This is a genomic window from Dietzia natronolimnaea, from assembly GCF_002289575.1.
GTDB classification, from domain to species: domain Bacteria; phylum Actinomycetota; class Actinomycetes; order Mycobacteriales; family Mycobacteriaceae; genus Dietzia; species Dietzia natronolimnaea_A.
In genome coordinates this window covers 15,779-30,075 of sequence record NZ_NTGA01000015.1, presented here as the reverse complement: position 1 = coordinate 30,075, position 14,297 = coordinate 15,779, and the positions used below count along the sequence as shown (strand labels likewise).

General features: G+C 68.4%; 10 protein-coding genes. 2 read left to right on the top strand and 8 right to left on the bottom strand.

Translation table 11 applies throughout. From position 1 onward, the window contains the following. Positions 1-39 precede the first annotated feature (39 nt). From CEY15_RS08455 to CEY15_RS18460, 8 genes are all read right to left on the bottom strand, one after another. Positions 40-1,590, bottom strand: coding sequence for an AAA family ATPase (locus CEY15_RS08455; protein ID WP_095718061.1), 1,551 nt, complete (start codon positions 1,588-1,590; stop codon positions 40-42). Further along, a complete protein-coding gene (locus CEY15_RS08450; protein ID WP_141244230.1) occupies positions 1,583-2,206 on the bottom strand; it encodes a hypothetical protein in 624 nt (207 codons plus the stop codon). Before CEY15_RS08450 ends, CEY15_RS08455 begins: the two co-directional genes overlap by 8 nt. A 59-nt stretch (positions 2,207-2,265) precedes the next feature. After that, positions 2,266-2,490, bottom strand: coding sequence for a hypothetical protein (locus CEY15_RS18125; protein ID WP_141244229.1), 225 nt, complete (start codon positions 2,488-2,490; stop codon positions 2,266-2,268). Between the two features lie 34 nt (positions 2,491-2,524). Beyond that, the gene (locus CEY15_RS08445) at positions 2,525-4,267 is read right to left on the bottom strand and encodes a hypothetical protein (protein WP_095718059.1); all 1,743 of its coding nucleotides are present in this window, start codon (positions 4,265-4,267) and stop codon (positions 2,525-2,527) included. A 50-nt stretch (positions 4,268-4,317) separates the two neighbouring features. Further along, positions 4,318-4,776 carry a hypothetical protein gene (locus tag CEY15_RS08440; protein WP_095718058.1) on the bottom strand — a complete coding sequence of 153 codons (459 nt, stop codon included), beginning with the start codon at positions 4,774-4,776 and terminating at the stop codon, positions 4,318-4,320. A 329-nt stretch (positions 4,777-5,105) separates the two neighbouring features. Next, positions 5,106-5,897, bottom strand: a complete 792-nt coding sequence (locus tag CEY15_RS08435) for an ROK family protein (protein WP_095718057.1) — start codon at positions 5,895-5,897, stop codon at positions 5,106-5,108. A 94-nt stretch (positions 5,898-5,991) separates the two neighbouring features. Further along, positions 5,992-6,567 carry a hypothetical protein gene (locus tag CEY15_RS08430; protein WP_095718056.1) on the bottom strand — a complete coding sequence of 192 codons (576 nt, stop codon included), beginning with the start codon at positions 6,565-6,567 and terminating at the stop codon, positions 5,992-5,994. A gap of 1,298 nt (positions 6,568-7,865) precedes the next feature. Then, positions 7,866-8,015, bottom strand: a complete 150-nt coding sequence (locus CEY15_RS18460; protein WP_176475055.1) for a hypothetical protein — start codon at positions 8,013-8,015, stop codon at positions 7,866-7,868. A gap of 312 nt (positions 8,016-8,327) precedes the next feature. Between CEY15_RS18460 and CEY15_RS08420 the strand changes: the two genes are divergently transcribed. Continuing rightward, on the top strand, positions 8,328-8,813 hold the full coding sequence (locus CEY15_RS08420; protein WP_095718055.1) for a hypothetical protein: 486 nt from the start codon (positions 8,328-8,330) through the stop codon (positions 8,811-8,813). 87 nt (positions 8,814-8,900) lie between these two features. After that, positions 8,901-14,297 (top strand): Ig-like domain-containing protein, encoded by a 5,397-nt coding sequence (locus CEY15_RS08415; protein ID WP_095718054.1) that lies wholly within the window; start codon positions 8,901-8,903, stop codon positions 14,295-14,297.

Genomic DNA, 14,297 nt, shown 5'->3' with positions numbered 1-14,297 from the left:
GACCGGTGGCGCGACCGAACGCCCCCGATGTGGAATGGATCAGAGGACGACTACCCGGCGGCGGTCACCGGATGCCAGAGGTATGCCGTCGGACGAGGGGGTTCCTGCCGGCACCGCGCGGGTCCGCCCCCAGTTCCGGATCGCCGCGAGGTCTTCGGCATTGGTGACGGAGTAGGGAACGACGTTGGAGAAGAACTCGCGCAGCTCGTCGTCTCCGGGAATCGCCTGCCTACCCGACTCCCGCATCGCCCACGCCACGTCGTGGATCACCGCGTCGATGTCCGAGGCGGCGAAGCCCTCGGTGGAATCCACCAGGTCTCCGCACAGCGCCGGGGCGATCTCGGCGCCCAGGTAGGTGGAGAAGTACAGACGGAGAATCTCCTCACGGTCCTGCGCATCCGGGAGGTCGACAAAAAACATCTCGTCGAATCGGCCCTTTCGGAGCAGCTCCGGGGGAAGCGAGGAGACGTCGTTGGCCGTGGCGACGACGAAGACCTTCGAGGTCGACTCCTGAAGCCAGAAGAGAAACTGGCCGATGAGTCGTCGGGACGTCCCGGCATCGCCGCCTCCGGTGGCGAGGGCCTTTTCGATCTCGTCGATCCACAGCACACACGGAGCGACGCGGTCTGCGGTGTCCAACGCTTCTCTGAGCCGGCTCTCGGACTGTCCGACGTACATTCCGAGGATCCCAGCCATGTCGAGTCGGTACAGGGGGAGATGCCACTGGGCGGCGATCGCCTTGGCGGACAGAGACTTTCCGCAACCGGGGACGCCGACCAACAGCACGCCCTTGGGGGGTCGGAGGTGGGAGTCTGAAAGGTCGGCCTTCATGGCGTACTCCTTGCGTGCCAGCCACGAGCGGAGGTTGCGGAGTCCGCCGATCACGTAACCGTCCCGGAGTCTCACCCTCTCGAGTCCGGCGAGTTCGCCGAAGATGGACTCTTTGAACTGACTCAGTTCCGCCACGTCATCCGGCACCAATGACCCCTTGGTCAGCAGGGTCGCGAGGATGTTGATCGCCTCACCCTCAGTGATGCCGACGAGCGTTTCTGCGGCGCGCCGGACATCGTCGTGCTGCCAGCTGGTTGCCACCACCCCCCGGTGATCGTCGATCATGCCGTTCAAGGTGTCGAACATCTCGTCCACCGTGGGGAGGTCGAGCGTGACACTCATCCCCAGGCGCCGAAGACCGGACCACACGGGCTTGGCCGCCACCAGGACGATAGAACCTTGTCTGGTCTCCGCGAGGCGGACCATCTCGGCCATGTGTCGGGATGTGCTCGACTCGTCCTCGATGTCCTCGACGTCGGGAAAGACGAAGTTGGCGTTGGTCCTCGCCTTGAACGTTGATCGCGCGTGCTCGAGAGCACCCGGAAGCGAGAAGTCCTCGGCCACGGACTGGCGACTCGTCATCTCGACCAGGCCCTCAGTGCGTGAATGCTCGAAGAACGCCATGGTTCTGAGTTCTCCGGCGAGCGCGGAAATCGAGTCCAGGACCCGTCCGGGTTCGATGGAACGCACAACGATCAGTGGGACTCGCGCGTTGAGGTAGCGTCGCAGTACCTCGTGGGTCCGGGCGAGATCAGGCATGCGGTCCTCCATCGGGTTCGGGAGTCGGGCGGTTGACGACCCGGTGCGACCATCGGGGCCTCCTAGCGATCAGCGGAGAGCCGGGGCCCGGAGCGGCCAGCGGTGTCGGCAGGCTGTGGTTTCCGGGGGACGCGACAGTCGGCGCGACCTGGGGCCTCTCACTCGGGTCGACCACGTTCAACGCATCCGTCAGCGGAGTTGCCCTGGCGACCGCGACGAGGCGATCGGCGGCAGTTCGGTCGATCCGGGCACCTCGCCCGGGGTCGGCGAGCGCTTCCTCGAGTTGAGTCTGGATGTCTGAGATCGCGCGCTGGGTGTCGTTTCGCAGAGCGGAGCGCATCTGCTCGGGCAGGTTGGGAAGCCGTGAGAGGGCGGCCCGACGCGCGAGCGGAGCCCGGAGGTTGACCAACTCGCGACCGAGTTCATGCTCGTCCGTCGCGCGGGCGAGTGCACGGGAGAGCAGGTCTTGCCAATCCTCCATCAGCCGGTTCACGGCCTTCTCCAGATGGGAGACAAGCCTGGCATAGGTTGCCGGATCATAGGTGTCCTCCGACAGCGGAGGAAGATCCTCGAGCCGGACGGATGGATCGGTCGCCCACGAACGCAGCCCCCTCACCCATCGTTCGTACACGGTCGATGGCGGCATCTCCGGCCACCCGCGAGAGGTGCCGGGCATCAGGAGCGGTGGACGAGTTGCATGTTGGGCGGGAGCGGCTCCCACGCAGGCAGATTCCCGGCGACGTGGTGATGCCTGGTCAGGGTGGGTTTGCCGGAGTTCCGGCGCTCTCCGAGAAGGGCTCGCCGGGTCACGGTCACCTGGTCCTCGCTGGCGGTTGGCGGCGGCAGAAATCGGTTCCGGGCGCCGCGCTGGATCTCTGGCGTGATTCCGTCTGTGGACATGGTCGTTCTCCGTGTCTGCTGGGAGTGGGGACGATCAGGCCGTGACAGCGTGATTCGAGTTCGCGGCGGTCGGCCAGGTGTTGATAAGCCGGAGCAGGTCTGGCTCTGCGCTGTCCAGCTCCTCATAGACGAGTGTCGCGTCGACGAACTCGGCCGTCGCCCTACGGAGTAGGTCGCGAGAATTCTGCTTGGCTTTGTCCCTGGCGGCCTCGACTTCGGCGATCGCGGCGTCAGCCCGCTTTCTCTTCTGCTCGACAAGGAAGTACACGGTCGCTGCCCCGATAACGAGGGCGAACAATCCGGCGAGGATCGAGATCACCGAGACCACGACGACGACACCGGCTGCGATGAGCGACGGCACGATGTACGCGGAGTTGGTCAGAGCGAGTTCGTCGATGCGGGTCTGGACTGTCGTGTCCCATGCGGTGTCCAGACGCCTGACCGCCGACTCCTCGGGCTCCGAGCTGTCCCCGTCCCAGCCCACGAATCCCAGGTTCTCGGCGTATGAGGAATGCTTGGGTCCGAGGTGGAGCGGTACAGAGGTGACGGCTCGAGACCGGTAGTCCATTGTGAATCGGCCGGTGGCGGAGCGGAAGTCCTCCTGGCCGGCGCCCACGGCGACCCGCTGGGTGCGCTGGCTGACCCCGAGCGCGTCCGGACTGATCGCGGACATGGTCTGCAGCGAGACGGCGTCGATGGTTTCCTCGAGTGCCTCCAACTGGACGGCGGCTCGCTTGTCGGCTCGTTGCAGGTCGCCGCTCTCGTCGATGACGGCTTCGTGGAAGGCGACCTCGCGCCGGAGGGGGAGTTCCTCGTCGTCGTACTCGGTCACGAGTTGTTCGAGTAGATCATCGAGGAGGTCCTCGATGATCGTGGAGCGAGGTGCGTCGAAGTCACGAACCCTGGTGTAGTCATCGATCATTGCTGGGATCGCGGCGGCGGACTCCAGCTGAGCCTGGACTGCCGGCCACTGAGGGCTGACGAACGCGAGAGCCGAGTAGTGGTTGACGTCGACCCGCCCACGGTGCACGCCGATCTCCTCAACCCACTTCTGAATCTGGGCGTCCACGACATCGGGTCGTGAACGGAGCTCCGAATTCCAGCGCGTGAGCATCTCGAGGCACATGGCGGCACCCGCAGGACCGAATCCGTCCTGCGATGCGGCCTCGAGGATGACCGCGAATTCTCGGGTGAGCGCGGTCGGGTCGAGAGCGCTGAAATAGTGGCGGAGCCATTTGATGGAGGCGTCTTCACGGTCTTGGCGACGCAGAACCAGAGCGAAGAACAAGCTGGTCTTCTCGGGGCTGCGGTTGAACGCGGCGTCGACCGACTTGTCGGCGATCTCCTTGTCATCGCGGCTCCATGCGGCAAGCGCGACCAGCGCGGGTGCTAGCCAATACCGGGGGCTCTCGATCATCAACTCCTCGGAGACCGCTGAGGCGATCTCGTTGGTGACGTTGCCGATATCGAAGGCCTGAAGAAGACCGATGGAAGAGCGGCGGACCACGGAATAGTGGCCGAACTGGCGATCGAGTTCGGCTTTGAGTGCACCGACCTTGGTTTCGGAGCGCTGTACATTGGCGGTCCGCTGGGCCGCCATCACGTACTCATCAAATGCGGCCTTGAGCTCGCGGAGCTCTGCACTCGTCGTGGAGAGGTCGGTCTGGATCTGTCCGACTCCGGTCTGGAGATCGGAGATCGAGGTGTCCATTCTGTTCTCGAGCGAGTCGATTCTGCGGAGAACCGGGGACATGTCGATGCGGATGGTTTCCGCCATGGCCGTGCCTTTCGTCGGTAAATATGGCTGTTCTTCCGGGGTGATCGGGGTCAGATGCCGCTGGTGCCGTCCTCCCGGACTGGGATGACCTGACCGTCGAGATAGACCTCGATGTAGGCATAGGCGCCGGAACGGACCAGAGGTCGGGCCGGCTCGAAACCGGTCGGTACGGGCTCGGACGGGGCGAAATGCTGAAGAATTCGCCCCGAGGTGTCGAGGACGTGGTCGACATACGGTGGCCCCAGGTAGCACCTGGAGAATAGTCCGAGAAGCGGGCCGCCGGCGCGATCGTCGTAAGCCTGCTGGATCCACCCCATGATCTCGAGCCTCAGCTGTGCATCGGTGTGCACATCGAGCTGGGCAACCGAGGCGACCAGGTCGGCAGAACGCGGAGCCACCCGCTGTGCCCGCACGTAGGTGGACGAGACCGTCATCGGGGACGTCGCGGCGGCTGAACCGGCGCCGGCAAACCTGTTCCGCCGACGTTCGATCGGATTGCGGTAGGTCATGACTCTCTTACCTTCCTGTCATCCGAGAACGACCGGAGCGGCGGCGCGCGGGAACTCCACGGTGGTGGCGTCCACTGTCCGGACCGACCGCTCGACCCGGTCGAGTTCTCGTAGGGCACAGCGTGGAGCCGCCATTCCCCACTCTCATCTCGGCCGGGTCCACGAGCCTATGGACCGTGAGCGAGAGTTGTCTGTCCTACGAATGGACGACGTGCGGCCTGTCCCGCTAGGCCGAGCTCTTTGCCTCCGTGCTGGACAGCGGAGAACACTTCTCCGCCGCACTCACCGCCGAGGACCTGAGGGGGCTGATCGGGTAGCTGTGCGGGTGATCACCGCACCGCCGGCATCGCCAATCCCGCGGCCACCGCAGCTCCGAACAGTGCGGTGTCCCGCGAGGGGGAGAAGACGACCCGCGGCGCCGGAATCGTGTGCGGCAGCGTATGCAGCTGCTCGGCGACCGGCCCGTGCAGCGCCTCACCCAGGCCCACCACGATCCCGCCGGTGAGCAATACCGTGCGGGGCCGGAACAGCTGGACGGCGTCCACCACGAAGGACCCCACTCGATGGGCGTAGATCTCGGCGGCGCCGTCGCCGTGTTCCCGCTCGAGGTCGTAGAGCCCGTGCCCGCCCAGGCCCCACCACGCCTCGGTGGTGCCGCCGTCCACTACCAGGCGCCAGTGGCCGAGGTCCCAACCGGTGTGTCCGCACGGATGTATGAGCGCACCGTGGCGGTTGAGCGCGCCGAAGGACAGCGTGGTCCCCAGCGAGATGGCGATGCCGCCGAACTCGACGCCGGGCAGTTGTGTCAGGGCCAGGGCGTGGGCATCGCCGTGGCCAATCACGGACACCGGGGTGTCCAGGAGGGCGACCAGTTGGGAGCGCATCGGTCCCTCGGCCCAGGCGGCGGCGCGGGAGGCCTCGATGACCCCGCGGTCGGCGTCGACGTGGCCACTGACCGAGACGCCGACGCCGCTGGGGGAGGGATCGACGGCGCGGATGACGCCGGCCAGGTCTTCGGCGGTGGCCACCTCGGCCCCGTGCACCCCCACCACACGGCCGTCGACCACGGCACCGATCCGCGTCCCGCTGCCGCCGATGTCGACGACCACGCCGTTCCTCATCAGATCGCCTCCCGTTCCACACCGACCATTCTGGCTGAGGACCGCCGTGTCTCGCAGAAGTGAAGATGCGCCATGCTGCGGGGAAGGGAAGAGGTCAGGTGCCCGACGCTATGACGTCGAATTCAAGGGTCCCTTCGGTGGGGTTCTGAGCGTCCTCCCAGGGAGCCACTCGGGCGGTCACGACATACGTGCCCGTGTCGTCCCTGATCTTCTGCGGTTCGATTTGGGTGGTGCCGGAGCAGGTCGACTGGCGGTCGGTCTGCAGGATATGCCCCCCGGGGCCGGTCAAGGTGATCACGGCCGCACATCGTTCGCCGTCGTAGGCGGCGCCTGCGCTGATCGCCATCCATTCGATGTCGGCGAAGACCGGGTAATAGCCCTGGAGCACTCCGGGCGAGACTTCGTCGCTGGAGTCGAGCCGCAATTGGATCGAGTCGATCTCGCCGGAGGCTCTGCTCGTCGTGGTCTCGCTGGTCGGGGTGGTGGATGACGTGCTGGCGGCGGACGTCGACGTCGACGTCGACGTCGTGGTGGTCGGGGTCGCGACGACAGGACTCGCATCACCGCCGTCAGCCGTCGGGGTTGCGGAGTCGTTGCCGCATGCGGCCAGCGCACAGAGGACAGCCGGGGCTGCGACCAGGGAGATGAAGAGTCGGCGTTGTGTAGGCACGTCGCGACGGTAGAAGCCCCTACGCCTGATGTCTGTCCTGCGATTGCACGACAGACCGCACCGACCGGGCTCGCATACGATCCGAACACAAGACTGCACATGGTTCAGAGAACAGGGAACGCCATGACTGGTAGCGGGGAGTGGGGCGGCGGTTCCTGGGACGAGTGGGAATCGACGGAGGATCCCGCAACGATCACTCCCCACACCGACTCGTCGGACACCTGGGTGGGTCAGGATGCGGGAGCCGAGGCCTGGCATCAGGGACTCCAGGCACACGGGTCCGCGCAGGCACACGGACCGGCTCAGGCATACGGAGCCGATCAGTGGTACGGACCCGGACCAGGGTACGACGCCGGGCAGGCGGGGGACTGGTGGTCACCGACGGAACCGCCTCGTCGGTCCAAGGCGCTCCCGATCGCGCTGGGCGTCACGGCGGCGGTCCTCGGGGTGGCGGTGGTCGGTGGAGGGGCCTGGCTGCTGTTCAGCGGAGACAGCCCGGCCGATGCCGAGATCGTCGAGGCCGCCACAGAGTCTTCGGGGCAGTGGAGCACTCCACCGGTCGCCCCCACGTCCACGTCTGTCTCCCCCACGGTTCGTCCCGCATCATCTGACTGCGACGCCGCCGCTATCGCGGCGGACATCTCGGTCTCCTCACCGGACGTCCGCAACTGTTACGGGGACTGGGCGGTCGTCGTGGATCCGTCCGGCAGCGGGGACGGCATAGTGCTGAGAAAGACGAACGGTGTCTGGGTGACGGTGGGATCGCCGTCGGGCGGGTGCCCGGACAGTCGGACTCGTTCCGAGATGCCGGCGAGACTGATTTCTGACTTCTACGGGCCCACCTGCGTCTCACAGGCGTCGACGGGCGGTGACCGCGGGGCTCTGGCAGCCGCCCCCCGCAGCAGCGCGCGTTCGGCACCGACGTACGTCGCCCCCCGGCAGTCGCGACCCGGCTCAGAGAGGTCGGTTCCGCCTCCTCCGAGGGCGCCGGCCCCGGAACCGCCCGCACCGCCGCCGCCGCCACCACCACCACCACCGCCCCCGCCGCCTCCGCCCGCACCGGCGGATCCTCCGCGCGATGTCGCGCAGGACTTGCGAGATCTCGGCAACGCGACCAGCGACCTGCTGGATGCCCTCGAGGGCGTGAGGACGACGACGGGCGCTGATGGCAACTGAGCCGCACGAGGGAACAGTGCGGACACTCGCGGGCGGCGACAACGACCCCGGGTAAGGACGACGGCCCGGCCCTTCGGGGGCTGGGCCGTCGTCCTCGTTGTCCGCAGTCGCCCTCCTCGACCTCACATGGGGAGGAAGCGGGCGAGGATTTCGGTGACTCTCACGAATGCGGAACCGAGGTCCAGCATCTTGGCCAGGTCAGAGGTGGGATCGGTGAGGTCGGTGAGCGAACCGACAAGCTCGGCGCTGCCGAATGAGGTGTTGTCGTCCATGGTGGTCCTTTCGCGATGGGGTGCGGGTCATGCCCGTCGGGCACATTGTCCGCGAGCCGAGACCCGCGATCGAGGCTTCCCAGAACGATTCAGGCGAACATACGACACCGGACGCGACGTGCCCCCCGTGCCTCGGTTCCGCGGCGGGCGCCGCGAAGTCGTGCGTTTGCACGACAGACATCACCGCAGGTCACGACTAACGTCCGCACTGAAGTCGCCCGCGAGCTGCGACGAGGACACGCAGTCAACGCAGGGCTAGGAAGGTGCCGAGTGGATGTCACCGGGCTTCGAGGGCATTTCCGGCCCGTCCGGATGACGGTTCTCCTCGTCGTCGTCCTCCTCGTAGCCACCCTGGTCACGCTGGCCGTACGGCACGACGGACGGCCCACCGCCGACGTCCGCCTCCACGACGATTCGGTCTGGGTGGTCAACTCTGACCGGGGCCTGGCAGGACGCGTCAACCACACGATCGGGGAGTTGGACGGTTCGGTGAGGTCCGGCTCCCAGCGCTTCGATGTGCTCCAGAGCGGCGGCGTCGTGTTTGTCCGCTCGGAGTCCGACTCCACCCTGAGCAGAGTGGACACCGCCGCGCTGGAGTTGGGTGACAAGACCCAGGTTCCGGTGTCCACTCAGGTCTCACTGGGTGCGGAGACACTCGCCTCGGTGGACGAGGCCGGTGCAGTCCGGCTGGCGTCCGTGGATTCCCCCTCGGGGATCGGTGAGGGTGGAGAGGTGGTCGCCGAGGCCGGCCGCGACTCCCGGGTAGTCGTAGGGACTGATGGCTCTGTACAAGTGTAAAGCACCTCTGATCGCGCCGTCTACACGCTGTATCCGAACGGCGATCGCACAGAGTACGACGTCCCCGGTGAGCATTCCCCGGCGTCTGTGCAGCTCACCACCGTCGGTCCCGCGGCGCTCCTGTTCGACCCACGCTCGGGGACGGTGATCGGCGACGGCTGGAGCCAGTCCGTCGACAACGCCACGGACACGGCCCGGATCCAGCTCCCCGGCCCCGCGGCGAGCGCGGTCCGCGTCGCCACCGAGACCGCCCTGCTCTCGGTGCCACTCGGCGGGGGCGAGACCACGGCGGTGGCCGAGGGCTCGGGATCGGGGCCGCCGTCCGCGCCCGCCGTGGTCGCCGGGTGCACGCACGCCGCGTGGGCTGGAGACCGCCGCGAGTACGTGCGCGAGTGCGACGGGCGACTCGACGACCTCGGCGCAGAGCTTCCGGAACGGATGGACCGGCCGCCGGTCTTCCGCGTGAACCGCACCGCGGTGGTGCTCAACGACGCCTATGACGGCGACGTGTTCGTGGCGGACAAGAACGTGCGGACCGTGGAGAACTGGGAGGATGTGATCCCCCCGGACGACGAGAACGCCGACGACGACGAGGAGAGCCGTCGCAAGAGGGATGAGGCCCTCCGCGACCGTACCCAGGAGAACACGCCACCGATCGCACAGGACGATTTCTTCGGAGTCCGTGCGGGCCGGGGGACCAGGCTCGCGGTCATGGACAACGACACCGACCCGGACGGCGACACGCTCGTCGCCGAACTTGCGGGCCCGCAGCCGGCCGGGGCGGAGGTGCGGCAGACCGACGGCGGACTGGCCCTCCAGATCGACGTCCCCCCGGACACCGCAGGGGTGCTGGGCTTTCGCTACAGGATCACCGATGGCCGGGGCGGCGAGGCGGAGGCGAACGTCGAGGTCACGGTGCGGCCGGACGCGGAGAACGGCGCCCCGGAAGCCCGTGTGGCGGACCCGGTCCGGGTGGCCCGGGGGCGAAGCGTGGACCTCAACGCGCTGGCGGGGTGGACCGACCCGGACGGGGACGACGTCTACGCCGTGAAGGCGGACACCGAGGCCCCCGGTGACACCGCCACCTTGTTGCCGAACGGCCGCCTGACCTTCCGGGACGGGGGACAGGGCGGCGAGGACAAGCGGGTCTCGGTGACCGTCTCGGACGGACGGGCGGAGTCGACCACCGATCTGCCGATCCGCGTGGATCCGGTGGAGTCGGCCACCCCGATCGCCAATCCGGACCACGCCCGGGCCCTTGTCGGCCGGGCGATCGAACTGACCCCGCTGGCCAACGACATCGATCCGACCGGGGAAGGTCTGCGCCTGGCGAAGGTGGAGCGTGTCGCAGACGCGGAGGTGACCGACGATCCCGTGGAGGGGACCATCTCCTTCATCGCGTCCCGGGCGGGCACCTATCACCTGGACTACCTGGCGGCGAACGGGCCGGGGACGGCCACCTCGACGATCCGAGTGGACGTGGACGACCCGTCCGACGATGGTGACCCTCCGGTCACCGCGGACGACATTGCGCTGCTGCCGGCCGGGAGCGAGACGTTGGTCGACGTCCTGGCCAACGACTCCGACCCGGCGGGTGGTGTGCTGGTGGTCAGCGCCGTCGAGGTGCCGGACGGCTCCGGGGTGACCGTGGGCGTGGTGGACAACCGGGTGCTGCGGGTGTCCGACTCCGGTGGCCTGACCGAGCCGACGCAGGTCCGCTACACGGTGTCGAACGGGCGGGCCACCGCCGAGGGACATGTGCAGGTCGTTCCGGTCAAGCCGCCCGCCAAGCCCTTGCCGCCGGTCGCGGAGGACGACGAGGTGACGGTCCGTGCCGGGGACCACGTGACGATCCCGGTGTTGGCCAATGACAGCCACCCCGACGGCGACACGTTGTCCCTGGCGCCGGAACTGGTCCAGGAGCCGGACCCGTCGGCGGGGGTCCTGTTCCTGGCGGGTGACACCCTGAGGTTCCAGGCGGGTCCGGAGCCCACCACCGCCTACGCGATCTACGAGGTGCTGGACTCGCGCGGACAGGCCACCGCAGCGCAGGTGACCATCCACGTCCTCGCCCGCGACGAGGACTCCAACCAGGCGCCCCGACCCAAGCCGGTGACCGCACGGGTGCTGGCCGGCGCGACCGCCCGGATCGCGGTGCCACTGGACGGTATCGACCCGGACGGGGACTCGGTCCGGCTCGACTCAGTGGTCGCGGCTCCCACACGCGGACGCGTGTCAGGAATAGACGGCAACGTCATCGAGTACGTCGCCACCGAGGACGGGGTGGGCGACGATTCGTTCACCTATCGGGTGGTGGACGCGATGGGCGCCGTGGCGATCGGCCAGGTCACGGTGGGAGTCGCCCCGGCCAACGAGGTCAACCACCCGCCGGCGGCGATCCCCGACCGGTTGTGGGTGCGGCCCGACCGTGCCCTGACCGCGGCGGTGCTGCTCAACGACACCGACCCCGACGGCGACGAGTTGACAGTGCTCTCCGACGGGCTCCTCAACGCCGAGGTCCTGCGCGGTGAGTCCGATGGAAACCGGGTCGAGATGCTGGCCCCGCACGAGCCGGGCGCGTATTCGTTGCTGTACACGGTCGCCGACGCCCGCGGCGCCTCGGCCGTCGGCGAGGTCCGCGTGACTGTGGACCCGGACGCCCCCCTCAAGGTGCCGGTCGGCCGCGATGACGTGGTGCGTCCGGAGGAGATCGTGGGCCAGGACGACGTGACCGTCCCGATCCTGGCGAATGACGAGGATCCCGACGGCTCGATCCGCCAGCTCGGCGTGACGGTGGACGCGGATGACGTCGGTGTGAACGGCGACGGCACGTTGCGCGTCCCGGTGCTCGACGAGGATCGCACGATCTTCTACCGGATCACCGACGCCGACGGCCTGTCCGGTGGTGCCTTCGTTCACGTTCCTGGGCGGTCCTCGGTCGCTCCGGTCCTCCGCCCCGGCTCTCGGATCGAGACCCGAGGAGGACAGACGGTGGACATCGCCCTGGATCAGTACGTGTTGACCCGTCCCGGCACGTCACCGCGCATCTCCGATGACCGGTCCGTGACCGCGCCCAAGTCCGATGGCTCCCCGCTAGTCGTCGACGCCACCACCCTGCGTTTCGCCTCCCCGTCGGACTACTTCGGTGAGACGTTCATCAGCTTCGAGGTGACGGACGGGGCCGGTCCCGACGACCCCGAGGGGCGCCGGGCCACGCTGACGATCCCCATCACGGTGGAGCCGTCGTCCAACCAACCGCCCACCTTCACCGGTATGGAGGTGACCGTGGCTCCCGGTGAGACCTCTCGACTCGAGCTCGGCGGCCTGGCCGAGGACCCGGACGGAGACGACCTGTCCTTCCAGGTGGGGGCGTCCCCGGTACCCGAGGTGTCCGCACGCTTGGACGGCACCGCGCTGGTGGTGGAGGCCTCGCCGCGCGCCGAGGCAGGGGGCGCGGCGGCCCTGGAGATCGTGGTCGATGACGGCGAGGGGCATCAGGTGACGGGCGCGGTCAGCCTCAGGGTGACCAGCTCGAACCGACCACTGGCAGTGGCGAACGACGACGTGGTGACGGACGGCGCCGCCGGGCGGGCCTCGCGAGTGGACGTGCTGGCCAACGACGTCAACCCGTTCGACGAACCGCTTCGGCTGCTGTCGGTGGCGGTCGTCAGCGGTAGCGGTACCGCCACCTCAGGCGGCGACGTCGTGACCGTGACACCCGCCGCGGGATTCACCGGCGAGCTGCTCGCCGAATACCGGATCGCCGATGCGACGGGCGACCCCCGCCGCGAGGTGACCGGCCGGATCCGCGTCCAGGTCCGTGACCGGCCGGACGCCCCCTCGGCCCCCTCCGTCGTCGAGGTCCGCAACGCGACCGCCGTGCTGTCATGGACGGCTCCGTCGTCGAACGGCTCGCCCATCACGAACTATGTGGTCCGCGGAGACGGCGGGTTCAGCCAGGCCTGTGCCGCCACGACGTGCACTGTCACCGGGTTGCGGAACGGGCAGGACTACCGGTTCACGGTGCTCGCCGTCAACGAGGTCGGCCAATCGGACCCGTCGGCCCCCTCCGAGGTGGTGACCCCGGACGCCAAGCCCGACACCCCGCAGCCGCCGACGCTGACGCCGGGTGACAAGCAACTCGACGTGGTGTGGGCCGCACCGGCCAACGAAGGCACCCCGATCCGCTCCTACACGCTGGAGATCACCCCAGCCGGTCCGTCCGGCTCGCGGATCACCGGCGTCACCGGAACCGCCACCACGATCTCGGGGTTGGAGAACGGTGTCTCCTACAGGGTGAGGGTGCAGGCTCTCAATGACGCCCCGGACCCCTCCCAGTTCAGCGCCTACTCCGTGGCCGCGGCCCCCGCCGGCAGGCCGCTCACGCCGGCCGCCCCCTCGGCGCAGCGGGTCGCATCCGCCGCGAACGGAGGCGTGATCGACGTGTCGTGGACCGCGCCCGACGGAAACGGTGCGGCGATCCGGTCCTACGACGTCCACGTCTACCGTGGTGGATCCCGGGTCGACTCGCGTGCGGGTCTCGGGGCGGCCACGACCTCACTCCAGTTCACCGGCCTCGACACCAGTTCCGAGTACTCGTTCTCCATCGTGGCGCACAACGCCATGGGAGCCTCGGACGAGGGCGCCCGGTCCACCCCGCTGGTGGCGTACGGCACACCGGGCCAGGTCGGCGGAGTCTCGGTGGCGTTCGCCGACGCCTCGGCCCGGCTGAGCTTCAGCCCGGCGCAGGACAACGGTTCGGCCATCTCCTCCTACCGCGTGAACTCACCGCAGGGAGCCTCGGCCTCCTGCGCATCGTCCCCGTGCACGGTGAACGGGCTGACCAACGGCACCAACTACACGTTCACCGTGACCGCCGAGAACGCTGCCGGGGCCGGCCCGGCCAGCGCGGCCACCGCCGCCGGTTCGCCGTTCGGCCCGCCCAGGACACCGTCGATCAGCGCCAACTCCTCGGGGACCTCGGTGAGCTTCTCGTGGAATTCCAATGCGCAGAGCTACGCCAACGGCCGCCAGATCACCTCGATGGACGTCACGTTCAACGGCGGTGGCGTGTCCAACACCGGTTCGTTCAGCCGCGACATCGGATACAGCGCCACCGGCACCCTGAGGATCCGCGTCTGCGCGGCCGAGGGAGGGTGCCGTGAGGCCACCCAGTCGGCGTCCACCGGCGCGGAGCCGTACAACCCGGTGGTGCGGGCCGTCCAGACCGGGAGCCCGGGCGGCGGATGGAACCACGGGTATCGCCTGCACCTGTCGGGCTTCCGGCCGAACTCGACGGTGACGTGCAGCTTCGCCATCACGGTGGGCGGAGCCGGGACGCAGTCCTGGCGGGTGGGCGTCGACGGTGCGGGTAACGCGACCACGACCGTCCAGATGTCAGACGGCAGACCGGTCGGGTCGAATCTTCCGCTCAGCACCGATGCGCCGGCGATGTCCTGTGACGGTGTCCGGGCGGGTTACTGA